This window comes from Algoriphagus oliviformis (assembly GCF_017254915.1).
Lineage (GTDB): Bacteria > Bacteroidota > Bacteroidia > Cytophagales > Cyclobacteriaceae > Algoriphagus > Algoriphagus oliviformis.
On record NZ_JAFKCT010000001.1, the window covers coordinates 1072596 to 1088803 of the forward strand.

Consider the following 16208-nt stretch of genomic DNA (forward strand, 5'->3'; position numbering starts at 1 on the left):
AAATAGAATCAATCAAAAACACATGAAAAAATTATTGACCATAGCCCTGCTGCTCTTTTCCCTCAACGTGCTGGCACAGGAAAAAATCGAAGTGACCGAGGCGGACTACAGCAACTCCTCCGTGGAAATGGCCGACCAAATGCGCGCAGACGGCAAGATCTACGTGCTGGTGGGCATCATTGCCATCATCTTTGTAGGGATCGTCGTCTATGTAGTGAATACTGACCGGAGGATCTCCAAACTCGAAAAGAGCCTCCCCTCCTAACCCATACTGACATGAAAAAAGGACATATCATCGGACTCGGAATCATCGCGGTGGCGATCGTCATCATCATGAGCTCCATCGGAGATGCCAGCTCCTACGAGAGCTTTGGCACTGCCTGGGAGATGAAGGAAGACGGCGACGACAAGGCCATCCACGTGGTGGGACAGCTGAAAAAAGACGCCACCGGAGAAGTGACCGGACTGGAAGTGGGGCAGGACAAGACTTCCTTTACTTTTCTCCTGGTGGACAATGAGGGCACCGAGCAGAAAGTGTTTTACAACGAACCCGTACCGGCTGACTTTCAGCGTTCGGAGTCCGTGGTCGTCATAGGTTCCTATCGCGAAAAGGAAATCTTCGTAGCCGACAAGATCCTGATGAAGTGCCCTTCCAAATACCAGGAAACCGATGTGCAGGCCGCCGGCATGTGAGGTTGAGTAATCCCCCAAGTAAACAATCATGATCAATACCTTCATGGGTAATCTCGGCCACTTGATGGCCATCGTGGCTTTTGTCAGTTCACTGGTGACGGCCTACTCCTACTTCCAATATTTCAAGGCAAACGAGCTGGAAAAAGCAAGCTGGAGGACCTTCAGCCGCGTCAGCTTTTACATCCATACCGGCTCGGTGGCGATGATTGCGTTTTCGCTTTTCGAGATCATCTACAACCACCGCTACGAGTACTTCTACGCCTACTCCCACAGCTCCAAGGCACTGCCGGTGCACTACATGATCTCCAGCTTCTGGGAAGGGCAGGAGGGGGCTTTTATCCTTTGGGCCTTTTGGAATGTGGTGCTGGGAGTGATCTTGATCCATACAAACAAGTTTTGGGAAGGGCCGGTGATGATCGTCTTCTCGCTGGTGCAGGCCTTCTTGGTATCCATGATTTTGGGCGTGGTGATCGGCGACCTGAAGATCGGCAGCTCTCCTTTCATCCTCCTGCGTGACGCGACTCAAGCTCCTATTTTCGAGATGAATCCCGATTTCGTCCCAGAGGACGGCACGGGACTGAACCCGCTGTTGCAAAACATCTGGATGGTAATCCATCCGCCAACCCTCTTCTTGGGCTATGCCTCTACCTTGGTTCCGTTCGCCTTTCTGATAGGGGGCTTGGTGACCAAAAGATACTCCGAGTGGATTCGTCCAGCTTTGCCTTGGGCGATTTTCTCTGCCATGATCCTCGGGATGGGCATCATCATGGGAGCCTACTGGGCCTATGTGACGCTGAACTTTGGCGGCTATTGGAACTGGGATCCGGTGGAAAACGCCGTCTATGTCCCTTGGCTGATCCTCGTCGCGGCGATACACACCATGATCACTTTCAAGAAAAGCGCGACTGCGCTCAAGACCTCCATCGTCTTGGTGATCCTGAGCTTTATCCTCGTGCTCTATGCGACTTTCCTCGTGAGATCCGGCGTGCTGGGTGATGCCTCGGTGCACTCCTTTACCGATCTGGGTCTTTCCGGACAGCTGCTCATCTACATGTTGTTCTTCCTGGTGATAGCGGTGTTTTTGGCTGCACGGGCCTGGAAGCATATCCCGACTTCGGAAAAGGAGGCCTCGGTTTACTCCCGGGAGTTCTGGATTTTCATCGGGGCGACTACGCTGGGGCTGATGTCCTTTCAGGTGATATTGCCGACTTCCATTCCGGCCTGGAATGCTTTGGTAGAGAGCTTCGGTGGCATGTCCAACATGGCTCCTCCGGCTGACCAGATCGAGTTTTACACCAAGTTCCAGCTGTGGTTTGCCGTGGTGATTGCCCTGCTGACGGCGGTGGGACAGTTTTTCTGGTGGCAAAAGATGGACAAAAAGGCGCTCAAGGATGCCCTGATCACCCCATACATCATTTCCGTCTTACTGTCCGCCGGGATCATCGTCTTGGCCAAAGTGTACGACTGGAAATACATCGTCATCGTGCTGGCAGGTACCTTCACCATCGTGGCCAATGCGGTTATTTTGTCCAACCTGCTCAAGAAATCCACCTTCAAGCTTGCCGGAGGCTCTTTGGCACACATCGGCGTGGGCATGATCCTGATCGGCATCATGTTCAGCTCCGGCTACTCCGACGTGATCTCCATCAACATGTCCGGCCTCACCTACAGCAACAGCTGGGAGGACGAGATGAACAAGGAACACGTGCTCCTGTGGATCAACAAGCCGACCCAGATGAAAGACTACACGGTGATCTACCGCGGTCGTCAGAAGAAAGTGGTGGGCGTACCGGAATACGTTCCCGCGAAAATCCTCGAATCCACCGGCAACGTCAACGAAGCCCTGGCGCTGGAGGACTACAAGGACTATTTCAAAAAAGGAGACCTAGTCAGTATCGTTCTGGAGGAAAACGATTATTTTAAGATCGACTACATGAAAAATGAGGCGCTGCAGTTTTCCCTCAGCCCTATGTCGCAGTTTAATGAAGGAATGGGTGGTCTCATCTCTTCTCCAGATTCCAAAATTTTTCTGGACAAGGATCTCTACACCTACGTGGCCGCGATGAACGACTACGCCGATCCGGAATGGAAGGAAGACGAAATCTACGAAGTGGCTCCGGGCGAGCAATTCCACATTTCCGACTTCGTGACTTACTTCGACGGAGCCGAGGTGCTGAAGGAGCTCGAAGGCTACACCCTTCAAGAGGGAGACGTGGCCGTGAAGGCGAAGCTTCGTGTGCTGGACTACGACGTGGAAAAGCAGCTCGAACCTACCTTTATCATCCGCAACAGCCAAGTTGGCAAGCTGCCGGTGATCGATACGGAGCTGGGGCTGAAAGTGAGCCTCGAAAATATCCTGCCCGAGCAAAACAAGTTTGTCTTCAAGGTCAACCAGTATCAAAAAGACTACGTCGTGATGAAGGCGATCGTGAAGCCTTACATCAACATCCTTTGGATCGGGACGCTGATCATGCTGCTGGGCTTTACCGTGGCGATCTACAGACGCTTCGACGAATTTGCCAAGATGCGGGACAAAGGGATGGAGTGATTCGGGATTTGAGATTTGGGATTCGAAATTTGTGGTCTAGGCCGAAAGGAGATTCCAAACCCCTTACTTTTGCGGCATGCTTGATATCAAAGAAGTCCTCTCCGTTTCCCTGATTCTCTTCTCGGTGATCGATATCCTCGGTTCTATCCCGATCATCATCAACCTCCGCAAAAAAGTCGGCCACATCCAGTCGGAAAAGGCTACGCTTGCAGCGGGACTATTGATGATTGCCTTTTTGCTGGCTGGAAAGTCCATCCTCAACCTGTTTGGAATCGGAGTGGAGGACTTCGCCATTGCGGGGGCGCTGATCATTTTTGCGGTAGGCGCTGAGATGATCCTGGGAATCGAGCTGTTTAAGCCCGACCCGGAAGCCGGTTCGGGAGCGTCCATCGTGCCGATTGCCTTCCCTTTGATCGCCGGAGCGGGGACGCTGACGACTATTTTGACTTTGAAAGCAGAGTTTCAGCAACTCAACATCGCGATCGGCATCCTACTCAACCTGATCTTTGTCTATGCCGTGCTGAAGAGCACCACCTGGCTGGAGAGCAAGCTCGGCAAAACTGGCTTGGATGTGCTGAGAAGGATTTTTGGGATCATATTGCTTTCGATTGCGGTGAAGATCTTCAAGTCAAATGCCTTTCCAATCAACATTGGCTAAATCGATTTTGGTTTTTCGGTCTGTGGAGACACAGACCGTGGCGAATGGAAGGCAGTTGCCGGTCTTTTTTCATTTCTTTGCAGCATGGTAATTATTTTCACCGATGGCGCGGCCAAAGGAAACCCCGGCCCGGGAGGCTATGGGGTAGTGTTGAAGTTTGGGCAGCATCGCAAGGAACTCTCCGAGGGATTTCGCCTCACCACCAACAACCGCATGGAGCTGCTCGCCGTGATCCGCGGCCTGCAGGCGCTCACCACCGACGAATATCCCGTACAGGTCTACTCCGACAGCAAGTACGTCGTGGACGCAATCGAGAAGGGATGGCTTTGGGGCTGGCAGAAAAAGGGCTTCAAGGACAAGAAAAACCCCGACCTCTGGCTGCGCTACATTCCCCTTCACCTCAAGTACAAGCCGAAGTTTATCTGGGTCAAAGGCCACGCGGGTAATCCCGAAAACGAGCGCTGCGACCAGCTTGCCGTCGCCGCTGCCCTAGGCAGCAACCTGCCGCCGGATACAGGGTATGAGGCGAGTTTGTAGCGGGGATTTTAGAAATTCCCGACGATATAGCTAGCCAAGAAATCCTGCACGGGCAGGATGTGGACGGTTTTTTCGCCCAGATCCAAGCGGTCTCTTTGGCCTAACGTCAGGATAAAGCCTTCCGATTTTTCGAAGAAATCCATCGCTTCCAGCAGTCCATCCATCTCCCGCTTTTGGTTGTCTGAGTGGAGTCTTTCCGTGACTTGTATCAGCCACTTGCAGCGGTTTCCTTCGAAAACCACAAAATCGCACTCTTTCCTCTCCTTGAAGTAATAGAGATCGAGCTTAGTTTTTCGCAGTAGGATGTACACGAGATTTTCCAAGAGTCTTCCTCGATCGTCGCTGAAACTGAGGGAATTTGCCCGGGCAAAACCGGTGTCTATGCAATAGACTTTCTTGGGGTTTTTGGATATGCTTTTTGCCGACCAGCTAAACCGAGGCAGGAAAAAGAGCAGGTAGGCATCCTCCAGCCAGGACAGGTAGTCCGATACCGTGGTGGGGGAGCCGACCTCAAAAGTCTTTCTCAGACTGTTGAAGCTGGTCGTTTTGCCGACGTTGGATATCAGGAAAAGCGTGATATCCATCAGCGTCTTGGTGTTTTTGATCCCGTAGCGTATGGCGATGTCGCGGAAGACGATGTCCTTGAGGAGGTTTTGTAGGACTTCGGGATTCCGGTCACGAAGGTATTCCGGAAATCCCCCTGAGAGCAGGTATTCCTGGAAGCTCTCCGGGCTGTCCGGTAGCTGACTGTAATCTAGGAATTCTGTGTAGGAAAACGGGAATATCTCGTGGGAAAGGTGTCGTCCAGTCAGTCTCGTGCCCAGCTCGCTGCTGAGAAGGGAAGCGTTGGAGCCGGTGACATAGACCTTTTCACCCCGGTCGTGCAGCTGTCGGACATACACTTCCCAGCCGGGGACGTTTTGTATTTCATCGAAGAAATAAACGGAAGCCTCCTCCCCAAAAACCTCATCGAGCTTTGGGAAATCGCTTATTTCAAAGCCGAATATCCTTGGATCTTCAAAATTGAGGTAGGAAAAGGAGGGGCTCGTCTCAGCGATAAGCTGGCGCATCAGGGTGCTTTTCCCGCAGCGGCGTATCCCAGTGATCACCTCGATGTGGGTACTGGAAGGCTTCATTTTGCTCGAAGCTTCGCGCTTGGTGAGTGCGAAGCCTTTGGCTACTACGTTTCTCTGTCTTTCGACTGCTGCGGCTATTTCCTCCCTAAGTATCATGATCTAAAGTGTTTAGATACCTAAAGGTAAGGTTTATTTTGCAAAAGTGTAAAAGTTTATGTTATTAAAGTGTGATAGTTTACGTTATAAAAGTAAAAGATTGTAAGATTGATTATCCGTCGACTTAAGTGATTGAATCCATTGTCACCAGCGGGATGTCCTGACGATTTAATTCTTTCAGCGGTTGGTACGCCGAGGCGGGATACTGCCAACCATCCTCACCGAGTTCATAGAGGAGCGGAGCTAGGTTTTGCACAGCCGCTTTGCAGCCTTGGACGATAGCTCCCAGCTTGCCGGTCTGCTTGGAGAGGACGGCTTCGTTTTCGATCTCAAAGGGGCCTGAGAAGCCTTTTTCCTTCAACACATTCACAAAAGCTCTCCAGTCCATGGAATCGCCCAAGCCGAATCCGGGAAGCGTGGCCTCGTAGTGGTGTCGATCCCAAGGGTTTTTGCTGGAGGGAATTCCCACTTTTTCTGCCCATTCTGGCCGGATTTCCTGCATGGGATACATGTTGCCCCAGAAGGGATCGGGATTGTTTCGGGTGGACTTGACGTGGATGCGCTTGAGTCGGCTCATGTCCGTGTTGCGGATCACCTCGACCGGGTCGGTATGCTGCCACACATCGTGGGAAGGATCGTAGATTTCCCCGTGGTTTTTCTCCGGTACGAGCTCGTACATCAGCTTGCGGGCGGCGAGCACTCCGGTCAGGTTGTTGAAGGTGCCAAAGTGCCCGGAGCTTCTCCAGCCTTCCATGGGGCAGTTTTCGTAGAGCACCGTGACACCGAGGCTGTTGGCGTAGCGGATGATGGGGACAAAGACCTTTTGGTATTCCAGCAGGTTCTTTTCAAAGCCGCCTTCCTGATTTCCGAGTTCGTGTTTGTAGCCAACGAAGGTGCCGACTTTGACGTCGTTTTCGTCTCCGCCAAGTAGATATGCGATGCGGATCAGGCGAAGGAGGTGGTTTTGGTTTTTGATGCGGTGGACGGGATCGCCTCCGATGAGGTTTTCGAAAGCGCCAATGGAGAGGCGCAGCTGGGCGTCGTTGAATTGGGCGATGAGCTTTTTGGCTTCTTCGGAGCCAAAGTTTTCGTAGTCTAGATGCGTGGCCACAAAGTCGTCTCGGGTGCCGTCTTTTCTGAACACACAAAGGTCGAGGCCCTGCACGCCGATTTCTATCGCTTTCTCGACCGTTTGATCCAAGCTGAGCTGGTCAAATGCCGAAGTCATGATCCAGATGGGATTTGCCATTGGGGAATTGGTTTTTGGGAAGTGGAAAATAGGGAAAAAATATTGGGCTTCGATATACGCTGCAATGGTCGCTCCAGTGCTCAGCCAGCGAGACTATTGGTATTTGCGCTTGACGTGTCAGTCCGAGCGGAGTCGAGGACTTTTTTTTGTAAGTTGAATGGCTTTCCTAGTCGATGTGAAAACTTACTTCGTCTACCTATTGAAGTGCTCAGATAGCAGCTATTACACTGGTGTGACGAATAGTGTTGACAAGGAGACTAGAGGAGCACAACGAAGGCACTGATCCGTTTTGCTATACTTTCAAGCGTAGACCTTTGGAATTGGTTTTCCTGCAAGATTTTAGAGAAGTGAAAGAAGCAATCGCTTTTGAAAAGCAGGTAAAAGGTTGGAGTAGAAAGAAGAAGGAGGCGATGATAAATGGCGACTGGAACCAACTCAAGTCGCTGGCTGAGTGCAGAAATGGAACTTCACATAAAAATTTCGAAAAAGGCTTCGTCTCCGCTCAGCCTGATACCGACACGGCTCAATCTGACATCGACTCCACTAAAAAAATGTGATTTTTATTGAATTTCTGATTTCCACCCTTCGACTTCGCTCAAGGTGACAACGACAACAGTCAGGGTTGCTACTTGCCCGAATACCTCCTCCGGATCTCCACTTTCAGCTTTTGTCTATCCCAAAGGGCCTTGGCCAAGTCGGAAGCGACGAGTTCGGGCTCGGACTCGTGGAGGATTTGCTTGAGGCGGTTTTCGGAGAGGTCAATGCGGTAGCAGATCTGCAGGAGCTTTTCGAGATTTCGGTCCATGAGTTGGCTGACGGCTTTGGTGAGCGCCAGAATCGCTTTTTCCTCCGAAAACTCTTCTTTCGCCTCAGGCAGGAGGAAGTCTTTGGAGACCAATTGATACGTTTCTTCGGGAAGGCTCTGGGACATGGGAGTGGCAAGCAAAAGCCCCGACTTGCGGTCGGGGCTGTGAAATTAGGCTTCTTTTTCTTCTCCTGCACTTTCTTCCAGTACTTCTGGGATGGCCGTGCGGATGATCTTGTACCAAGCCACCAGCTTCTTGATGTCGGAGGTATAAACCCTCGCATCGTCGAAGTCAGGAAGGACGGACTTCAGGAAAGCGCGAAGCTCGCTGTCAGAGGAACTACTGTCTACTCCGGTGTCGCCTTGGTATTCGGCTTCGATTTTTTTCATCACGGACTCCAGAGGCTCAGCGCCTTCCTCGGTCAGGGTGTAGATGGAGATGTCGCTGAGGATGGACACACGCTGCGCCATTCCGGCCACGAGCTTGGTCTTCTTGTCATCCATGGATTCCAGCACGACGCCGGAGCGGGTTGGCTTCAGTACTTTATACAAACCCGGCTTGCCGGCTACGGTGGCTATGTCTTTGAAATTCATGCGTTGATTTGTTTTTCAGGCTGCAAATATAGAATTATCGCTCAATTTGTCTGCTCGGACTCGTATTCTGAGACCAGCTCGTCGAGGAAGGCGGAGACCTCTTCCTTCCCGCTCCCTTTTTCGGCGGAGGTGACGAAGTAGTCGGGGAGATCGCCGAAGATATCTTCCATTTTTTTGAGAAAAGCCTTCACGTTTTTGTCGGTTTGGGTCTTGGACTGTTTGTCGGCTTTGGTAAAGACGATCACAAAGGGCACGCCTTCCTCCCCGCACCAGTTCACAAACTCCAAGTCGATCCGCTGAGGCTCCAGTCGGCTGTCGATCAGGACAAAGACCCCGCAGAGATTGGGCCTCCCGGTGAGGTAGGAGCTGATCATCTTCTCCCACTTGTCCTTGGTGTCCCTGCTGACTTTGGCGAAGCCGTAGCCTGGCAAATCGACCAAAAACCAACGGTCATCGATCAGGAAGTGGTTGATCAGCTGCGTCTTTCCGGGTCTTTGGGAAGTCTTGGCGAGCTCTTTGACTCCGGTGAGCATGTTGATCAGGGAGCTTTTGCCTACGTTGGATCGGCCGATGAAGGCGATCTCGGCCCGGTCGGGCTTGGGGCATTTGGCTGGATCGGTGTTGCTGACGACAAATTGTGCTTTTCGGATCATGGCTTTTTTGTTCCCGGCAAAAATACGCTTTTATTTTGGAAGGCTCCGAAAGGCTTAAAAGGCAACATTTTTCGATTCCTCGGGTTTCTGTAGTAATATTGCGACACCAAAGAAGAACCGTGATGGCTGTAGTACCCTACAAAGACAAGCAAGACTCCAAAAAAGAACAAGTCGCCGAGATGTTTAACAACATCAGTGGCAAGTACGATCTGCTCAACCATGTGCTGAGCATGGGGATCGACATCATCTGGAGAAAAAAGGCCGTCAAGATACTCCAAAAAGACCAGCCCAAGCTGATCCTGGACATCGCCACCGGCACGGGGGACTTTGCCATCGAGGCGCTTGCGCTGAATCCGGACAAGATCATCGGCGTGGATATCTCCGAAGGTATGCTGGCCGAAGGAAGAAAAAAGATGCTCAAGCGCGGCCTGCAGGACAAGATCGAAATGCACCTTGGCGATTCGGAAGGATTGCTTTTTGAGGATAATAAGTTTGATGCCGTCATCGTTTCCTTTGGAGTCAGAAACTTCGAAAACCTGGAAAAGGGCCTCGCAGATATGTACCGCGTGCTGAAGCCCGGAGGAAAGACGGTCATTTTGGAATTCAGCAAGCCGCGGGCCTTTCCCATGAAGCAGGCTTACGCCTTTTATTCCAACACGATCCTTCCGCAAGTGGGCAAGATTGTATCCAAGGACAATTCTGCTTATACTTATCTCCCCGAGTCAGTCCAGGCCTTTCCGGATGGACAGGATTTTCTGGCAGTTTTGAAAAAAGTCGGATTTCACAGCACCGTATGCAAACCTCTCACTTTCGGAATCAGCTCCATCTATGTAGGGCAAAAATAGGCCTCCTTTCTTTGGCCTTTTTTGGGTTTAGTGTTGCGGGCTTTTCCCAGGGCCTTTTTGGCCTTACCAGCACCGCAGGATCGGACAATAAGACGCTCTCCTACGGTTTTTTTCTCGCTGGGCACACGGCTACCTACCAGATCAAGTATTCGGAGGCTTTTTTAGACCCTACCAACGTCGCCAACAACCAGGTCTATTCCATCTACCCCAAATACACTCCCGGGTTTGCTTTGGGGTTTACGGGGATTTTGAGGCTGCATGACCAGGTCAATCTACTGCTGACCCCGAAAATCGCCTTTTACGAATACCGAACGGACATCAACTACTATGTGCCGCTGACCGACAATGTGCCCGGAAACGACAACAGTTCGTCCAATTCCCTGGGCTATCGCACAGAGGAAGTCGTGAACGAGGCGACCATGGTGGAAATCCCCCTGCTCTTCAAGTATCGCTCCCAGCGCTTCAACAATACCCGGATGTACTTCATCGGAGGGGCGAGCTACCAGTTTCGCACCAAAAGCCAGGACGAGGCCAATCTCGACCCCATCGTGACCACGGGCCAGGACTTCGCCATCGAGGCGGGGATGGGTTTTGAGATCTATTTCAAGTATTTCAAGTTTGCGCCGGAGATCCGTTTTTCACATGGACTCAACAATATCTACTACGCCGAGAAGACTCCCGCCGAGATTCGCGACGTGATCTCTTCGGTCAAGCGCAAAGGGATCACGATCTACCTCAACTTCCAGTAACACAAGGTTTCATGGCTACGAAATTGATTTCGTAGAAAGCAGTCGTTTCCCCAGCCGAACGGGGCATGCAAGGGTAGCAAAGCAGAAGTTTATTGCTATTTTGACGCGGCAGGGAGCTTTTAGTCCCTGCTGACTGATTTTTACCCATATAACCTCTAGCTTAACCCATGAAATCCAAAATCTGGACGATCATCGTCTTGGCCGTATTGCTTGTTTCGGTCGGCTCCTTTCTTTTCCTTTTTGTAGAACACAAAGTCGAACCTAGGCTCGGCGGCGTTCCCTTTGTCTTCTGGAGCGGGTTGCTCGTGGCCATCGTGTTGGTGGTGCTCACCTACCTTGGTTCCCTCTTTTTTCCCCATGAAGAATCCAAGAAAGCATGACGGGCTGGCTGATTTTCTTCTTCACCCTGTTTTTGATCTCTCTGGGCTTTGCTTCCTACAAGTCTTACAGCAAGCATCGCAGCTCGGATGAGTTTATGCTCGCAGGGTCAAACATCGGCTCGATCCTCGGATTCCTGACCTTTTCGGCAGCCTTGTTCAGTGCCTTTACCTTCATGGGCATGCCGGATTTTTTCCGGACGCATGGTGTGGGGGCCTGGATCTTCCTGGCGGTTTCGGATGCGCTGATGGTGTTTATGCTGATCTGGTTTGGCTATGCGCTGCGCAAAAAGGCGACCCAAGTCGGCTACAAAGGCGTCGCAGGTTTTGTCCAAAGCTGCTTTCGAAACAAAGGGGCGGGCTATCTGGTGTTCGTCAGTTCCTTTCTTTTTCTGATCCCCTACGTGGCGATCCAGATCCGTGGGATTTCGATCTTCCTGAGTGCGGCCTTTCCGGCGTTGATGCCGGACTGGGGCTGGGCTGCGATGCTGGTCGTCCTCATGCTCGTGTACTCGGAGATCGGGGGGCTGAAAGCCATCATGTACAGTGACGCGATCCAGGGAGTGATCATGCTGGCGGTGATCTGGATCATCGGGCTCACCTGCCTGAGCATGGCGGGAGGACTGGAAGCTGGCCTGGCCAAAGTCGAAGAAAGCAATGCCGCGCTGCTCTCGCTTCCCGGGCCAAAGGGACTGTTTTCGAGCCCTTTTCTGATCGCCTCGGCGGTAGCCATCGTGCTTATTCCCGTGTCCCAACCGCAGTTTACTACCCGCTTGGTCGTGCTGAAAAGCCTCAAGTCGGTTCACAAAATGGCCTATGCCGTGGGTATTTTCGCCATTCTCGTGATCTTGCCGACGGCCTTTATCGGCTTGTACGGTGCGGTGAAATATCCGGATCGGGAGACCGCCGATTTCCTTTCCCAGGCTCTGCTCTTTGACCAGGCGAGCCCAGTGGCGGCTTTGGCTGTAGTCGGCCTCTTCGCGGCTTGCCTCTCCACGACCAACGCGCAGATTTTCGCCCTGGGCACAGAGCTCCGATCCCTGCTTTCCGGCTCGGACAAGCGCAACATGCGCATCACCCAACTGGCCATTTTGGTGTTTTCGGTGATCGTGCTGGGCTTTTCCACCATCATGAGCGACGAGCTGGTGATGCTAGCCCGAGTGAGTTTTGCCGGGACGTCCATGATCGCGCCGGTGGTGCTGGCGGCGGTGATTTTCAAAAATCCCCCAAAGTCCTTATTGCTCGTTTCTGGACTGGCCTTGGGCTATTTTGTCCTTTCTCTGCTGGAGCTTGTGCCAGCTGGTTTTGCCGGCTTGCCGACGGATTCAGCCATGTATGCTGTTTTGATTCCCCTGTCCGCTATCATCATGTTGGCGCACTATTTTAACCAAAAAAATACCCATGAAGCTTGATTCAACTTATTCGATTGACGATTTAAAAAAACCATTGGAGCGCTTTTGGGCCCTTTCCGGAGAGAAAATCCGGATGATAGAACAGTCGTTTGACACCCAAAAGGGGGCGCCTGTTTTTACCGAAAAAGGAATCTATGTCACCCGCGGCTGGACGGAGTGGACGCAGGGCTTCCAGTTTGGCTCCGCAGTGTTGCAGTTTGATGCCACAGGGGAAACCGAGTTTCTGGAGATAGGCCGAAGAAACACCGTGGGAAAAATGGCTCCGCACCTGACCCATATCGGCGTTCACGACCATGGGTTCAACAACGTGAGTACCTACGGCAATCTGCTCCGCCTGATCAACGAGGGCAAAATCGAAGGCTCCGACTGGGAGCGCGAGTTTTACAAACTGGCGTTGAAAGTCACCGGTGCCGTGCAGGCTACGCGCTGGACGAGCATTCCTGGTGGAGGTTTCATTTACTCCTTCAATGGCCCGCACTCGCTCTTCGTCGATACGATCCGCAGCTGTCGGGCTTTGGTGGTGTCGCATCAGCTCGGCCATGTGCTGCAGGGGGAAAATGACAAACGCATTTCCCTCATCCAGCGAGCGATCCAGCATATTTTGAGTACGGTTCGTTATTCGATTTTCTACGGAAAAGGCCGGGACAGCTACGATATTCCGGGCCGTACCGCCCACGAGATCATCTTCAACACCAACGACGGCGCTTACCGCTGTCCCAATTCCCAGCAGGGCTACACCGGTTTCAGCACTTGGACGCGAGGCTTGGCTTGGGCGATTTGTGGCTTGGGCGAGACTTTGGAGATTTTGGATCAAATTCCGGAGGGCGACTATGCCGACATCATCTCCAAGGCCGACTTGATCAAGGAACTGTCAGAGGCGGCAATCGCTACCTCTGAGTTTTATCTAGCCAATACCCCGACCGACGGGATTCCCTACTGGGACACGGGCGCACCCAATCTCCACAAGCTGGGCGACTACCTCGCTCGGCCCTCCGATCCCTACAACGAGTACGAGCCGGTGGACAGCTCGGCGGCTTGCATCACCGCCCAAGGTCTGATCCGCATCGGAAACTGGCTGAGCCAATCTGATCCGGATCGTGGCCAGAAATACCGACGGGCAGGAATCCAGCTCGCGGGGGCGCTTTTCTCCGAGCCTTACCTGTCCACCGCTTCGGATCACCAAGGCTTGATCCTGCACTCGATCTACCATCAGCCCAATGGCTGGGATTATGTGCCGCAGCAGGGCAAAGTCGCTCACGGCGAGTCCAGCATGTGGGGCGACTACCACGCCCGCGAGCTGGCATTGCTGCTCCAGCGCATTGCCAATGACGAACCCTATTATTCCTTCCTAAACTGTGTACCGGCATGAGTGGAAAATACAAACCGGCTTTTCCCCGAGTGGCGCAGCTGAAGACCGCGGAGCTTTTGCGCCAGCATCTGGAAAAAGAGGGGATAAACCTGGACTTTGACGCGGAGTTGGTTTCTGGGGAAAGTTCCCCTTTTGCTAAGCCGCATACCCTGCGCTCTGGCCAGAAGATCGGCAATGCGATGTGCATCCTGCCCATGGAGGGCTGGGATGGGACGGAGGACGGAAGGCCGACGGAGCTGACTAAGCGGCGCTGGAAGCACTTTGCGCTCAGCGGTGCCAAGCTCCTCTGGGGCTGCGAGGCGGTGGCCGTGCGCCCCGAGGGCCGCGCCAACCCCAACCAGCTGATGCTGAACGAAGAGACCTTTCAGGACTTTGTAGGCCTTTTCCAGCTCGTTCAGGATACCCATCAGGAGCAGTTTGGAGACACCTCTGATCTGCTGGTGGGATTGCAGCTCACGCATTCCGGGCGCTTCTGCAAGCCCCGGGATAAGAAGAAAATGGAGCCGAGGATTCTGTATCCGCATCCGGTCTTGAATAAAAAATTCGGTCTGGCCGATGACTATCCGCTGATGACGGACGGGGAGATCGACTCGATCATAGAAGACTATGTGCGGGCAGCGGTGCTGGCGCAAAAGGCGGGCTTCCACTTCGTCGATATCAAGCACTGTCATGGCTATCTGGGACACGAGTTTCTCAGCGCCTACGACCGCGAAGGAAAGTACGGGGGGAGTTTTGAAAACAGAACGCGCTTTCTCCGAGACATCGTAGCTGGAATCCGGGCCGCGGCTCCCGGGTTGGAGATCGGTGTGCGGATGAGTATGTTTGACTGGGTCCCTTTTCAGAAAGGCTCGGAGGAAACCGGCATTCCAGCCCATGAAGCTCCCTATCGCCACGCGTTTGGAGGGAAGGAAAGCGGGACGCAAGCGGATATGGCTGAGTCCTTTCTTTTTCTCCAGGAACTGGAAAAACTGGGAATTGAGCTTTTTTGCACCACGGCCGGTAGTCCCTACTACAACCCCCATATCCAGCGTCCGGCGCTTTTCCCTCCATCGGACGGCTACCTGCCACCGGAAGATCCGCTGCATGGAGTCGCCCGGCAGATACAGGCGACCGCGGAGATCAAGGAGGCTTTCCCAGGCCTTTATGTGATCGGCTCGGCCTATTCCTACCTACAGGAGTGGCTTCCCAATGTGGGTCAGAATGTGCTAAATACAGGAAAAGCAGATTCGATTGGCTTTGGCCGAATGGTACTCAGCTATCCGGATATGCCAGCGGACATCATTTCGGGAACAGGATTGAAGCGGGCAAAGATCTGCCGCACCTTTTCCGACTGCACGACAGCCCCGAGAAACGGCATGATTTCCGGCTGTTTTCCACTCGATCCCCTGTACAAGGCCATGCCGGAGTATGATCAACTGAAAGTTTTGAAAGGAGAATGAAAAGCGTAGCACTCATCACCGGCGGTACCCGCGGGATCGGGCTGGGCATAGCCAAAAAGCTGGCGCAGGAAGGAATCGACTTGGCCCTGAACGGAGTCCGGCCGGAAAGGGACGTAGTCGAGGTCTTGGAGGAGCTTCGCAAAAGCGGGGTTCGGGTGGTCTATTTTCCCGGAAACATCGCTGAGAAAACCGATCGGGAGTCCATCCTCTCAGGGGTAAGAGAGACGTTTGGCACCCTGAATTTCCTGGTCAACAACGCTGGCGTGGCACCACGAGTGCGAGCCGATGTGCTGGAAGTGGCTGAGGAGGACTTTGACCATCTGATGGACATCAACCTCCGGGGGACTTTTTTTCTCACCCAATCCATCGCAAACTGGATGACAGAGATCCGAAAATCGGATTCGGAAACTCCCCTTTCGATAGTCAACATCACCTCGGTATCGGCTGTTCTTGCTTCGGCCAATCGCGTGGCCTACTGCATGGCCAAGGCGGGGCTCTCGATGATGTCCAAGGTTCTGGCGGTGCGCTTGGCGGAGTTCGATATTCCGGTTTTTGAAATCCAACCAGGTATCATCGAGACGGACATGACCGAAAAGGTAAAGGAAATCTACCAGGAGCGGATCGCTAAGGGGCTGACGCTGGAGCCGAGACTCGGAAATCCAGCCGATATCGGCAAGCTTGTCGGGGCACTTCTCCGGGGGGACTTGCCCTACACTACCGGCCAAGTCATTGCCGTGGATGGGGGACTGACGGTGGGAAGGCTGTGAGGAACTAAAAATCAGCGGCTTGCATTACAGGGCTATTGGGCCAAAACCCTTATCTTGGAATATGCGAATCGAACGAACCGACAAGGAAATCATCATCAGAATCCCCGCCGACGTGGATATCGCGGAGCTGGATAAGATTTTGGACTATATTAAATTTCGAGCGATCGCCTCGAAAAGCGCCGCTTCTGATAGCGAAATTGACGAGCTGGCGCAAGAGTCCAAGTCAACTTGGTGGGAGGAAAACAAAAAGCGCTTTGTGAAGTGAAGGTCGTGGTTGATAC

Annotated in this window: 19 protein-coding genes; 14 read left to right on the forward strand and 5 right to left on the reverse strand. The window is 52.8% G+C overall.

All coding sequences use genetic code 11. From position 1 onward, the window contains the following. Positions 1-22: 22 nt before the first annotated feature. From J0A68_RS04640 to rnhA, 5 genes are all read left to right on the forward strand, one after another. Positions 23-265, forward strand: coding sequence for a CcmD family protein (locus J0A68_RS04640; RefSeq protein WP_206577013.1), 243 nt, complete (start codon positions 23-25; stop codon positions 263-265). A gap of 11 nt (positions 266-276) precedes the next feature. Beyond that, positions 277-693: a cytochrome c maturation protein CcmE domain-containing protein gene (locus J0A68_RS04645; protein WP_206577014.1), complete on the forward strand. Its 417-nt coding sequence runs from the start codon at positions 277-279 to the stop codon at positions 691-693. Between the two features lie 28 nt (positions 694-721). After that, positions 722-3241 (forward strand): cytochrome c biogenesis protein CcsA, encoded by a 2520-nt coding sequence (gene ccsA, locus J0A68_RS04650; protein ID WP_206577015.1) that lies wholly within the window; start codon positions 722-724, stop codon positions 3239-3241. 76 nt (positions 3242-3317) lie between these two features. After that, positions 3318-3899 (forward strand): MarC family protein, encoded by a 582-nt coding sequence (locus tag J0A68_RS04655; protein ID WP_206577016.1) that lies wholly within the window; start codon positions 3318-3320, stop codon positions 3897-3899. Positions 3900-3983: 84 nt separating this feature from the next. Then, complete coding sequence (gene rnhA, locus J0A68_RS04660; protein WP_206577017.1) at positions 3984-4436, forward strand: ribonuclease HI; 453 nt, start codon at positions 3984-3986, stop codon at positions 4434-4436. An 8-nt stretch (positions 4437-4444) separates the two neighbouring features. Here the strand turns inward: rnhA and J0A68_RS04665 are convergent, their stop codons facing one another. Then, complete coding sequence (locus J0A68_RS04665) at positions 4445-5668, reverse strand: ATP-binding protein (protein WP_206577018.1); 1224 nt, start codon at positions 5666-5668, stop codon at positions 4445-4447. 124 nt (positions 5669-5792) lie between these two features. Next, the gene (locus J0A68_RS04670) at positions 5793-6917 is read right to left on the reverse strand and encodes a sugar phosphate isomerase/epimerase family protein (RefSeq protein WP_206577019.1); all 1125 of its coding nucleotides are present in this window, start codon (positions 6915-6917) and stop codon (positions 5793-5795) included. A 242-nt stretch (positions 6918-7159) separates the two neighbouring features. Here J0A68_RS04670 and J0A68_RS04675 point away from each other — a divergent pair, with 242 nt between their 5' ends. Then, the gene (locus tag J0A68_RS04675; protein ID WP_317195089.1) at positions 7160-7474 is read left to right on the forward strand and encodes a GIY-YIG nuclease family protein; all 315 of its coding nucleotides are present in this window, start codon (positions 7160-7162) and stop codon (positions 7472-7474) included. 68 nt (positions 7475-7542) lie between these two features. Here J0A68_RS04675 and J0A68_RS04680 read toward each other — a convergent pair whose 3' ends face one another. From J0A68_RS04680 to yihA, 3 genes are read right to left on the reverse strand one after another with little or no spacing between them, the layout of a single operon-like run. Further along, the gene (locus tag J0A68_RS04680) at positions 7543-7848 is read right to left on the reverse strand and encodes a hypothetical protein (protein WP_206577020.1); all 306 of its coding nucleotides are present in this window, start codon (positions 7846-7848) and stop codon (positions 7543-7545) included. 45 nt (positions 7849-7893) lie between these two features. Continuing rightward, positions 7894-8316 carry a DUF5606 family protein gene (locus tag J0A68_RS04685; protein ID WP_206577021.1) on the reverse strand — a complete coding sequence of 141 codons (423 nt, stop codon included), beginning with the start codon at positions 8314-8316 and terminating at the stop codon, positions 7894-7896. Positions 8317-8357: 41 nt separating this feature from the next. Beyond that, complete coding sequence (gene yihA / locus J0A68_RS04690; protein WP_206577022.1) at positions 8358-8969, reverse strand: ribosome biogenesis GTP-binding protein YihA/YsxC; 612 nt, start codon at positions 8967-8969, stop codon at positions 8358-8360. Between the two features lie 122 nt (positions 8970-9091). Between yihA and ubiE the strand changes: the two genes are divergently transcribed. The 8 genes from ubiE (at position 9092) to J0A68_RS04730 (ending at position 16192) form a co-directional block, all read left to right on the forward strand. Continuing rightward, positions 9092-9814, forward strand: a complete 723-nt coding sequence (ubiE, locus tag J0A68_RS04695) for a bifunctional demethylmenaquinone methyltransferase/2-methoxy-6-polyprenyl-1,4-benzoquinol methylase UbiE (protein WP_206577023.1) — start codon at positions 9092-9094, stop codon at positions 9812-9814. Further along, on the forward strand, positions 9763-10563 hold the full coding sequence (gene porT / locus J0A68_RS04700; protein ID WP_206577024.1) for a type IX secretion/gliding motility protein PorT/SprT: 801 nt from the start codon (positions 9763-9765) through the stop codon (positions 10561-10563). Before ubiE ends, porT begins: the two co-directional genes overlap by 52 nt. Positions 10564-10730: 167 nt before the next feature. Next, positions 10731-10943: a hypothetical protein gene (locus J0A68_RS04705; protein WP_206577025.1), complete on the forward strand. Its 213-nt coding sequence runs from the start codon at positions 10731-10733 to the stop codon at positions 10941-10943. Then, on the forward strand, positions 10940-12352 hold the full coding sequence (locus J0A68_RS04710; RefSeq protein WP_206577026.1) for a sodium:solute symporter family protein: 1413 nt from the start codon (positions 10940-10942) through the stop codon (positions 12350-12352). The genes J0A68_RS04705 and J0A68_RS04710 overlap by 4 nt, the downstream gene beginning before the upstream one ends. Then, positions 12342-13721 carry a glycoside hydrolase family 88 protein gene (locus tag J0A68_RS04715; RefSeq protein WP_206577027.1) on the forward strand — a complete coding sequence of 460 codons (1380 nt, stop codon included), beginning with the start codon at positions 12342-12344 and terminating at the stop codon, positions 13719-13721. The genes J0A68_RS04710 and J0A68_RS04715 overlap by 11 nt, the downstream gene beginning before the upstream one ends. Continuing rightward, positions 13718-15160 carry an oxidoreductase gene (locus tag J0A68_RS04720; protein WP_206577028.1) on the forward strand — a complete coding sequence of 481 codons (1443 nt, stop codon included), beginning with the start codon at positions 13718-13720 and terminating at the stop codon, positions 15158-15160. The genes J0A68_RS04715 and J0A68_RS04720 overlap by 4 nt, the downstream gene beginning before the upstream one ends. Then, positions 15157-15927: a 3-ketoacyl-ACP reductase gene (locus J0A68_RS04725; RefSeq protein WP_206577029.1), complete on the forward strand. Its 771-nt coding sequence runs from the start codon at positions 15157-15159 to the stop codon at positions 15925-15927. Before J0A68_RS04720 ends, J0A68_RS04725 begins: the two co-directional genes overlap by 4 nt. A gap of 61 nt (positions 15928-15988) precedes the next feature. Then, complete coding sequence (locus J0A68_RS04730) at positions 15989-16192, forward strand: hypothetical protein (protein ID WP_206577030.1); 204 nt, start codon at positions 15989-15991, stop codon at positions 16190-16192. The last annotated feature ends 16 nt before the right edge of the window (positions 16193-16208 follow it).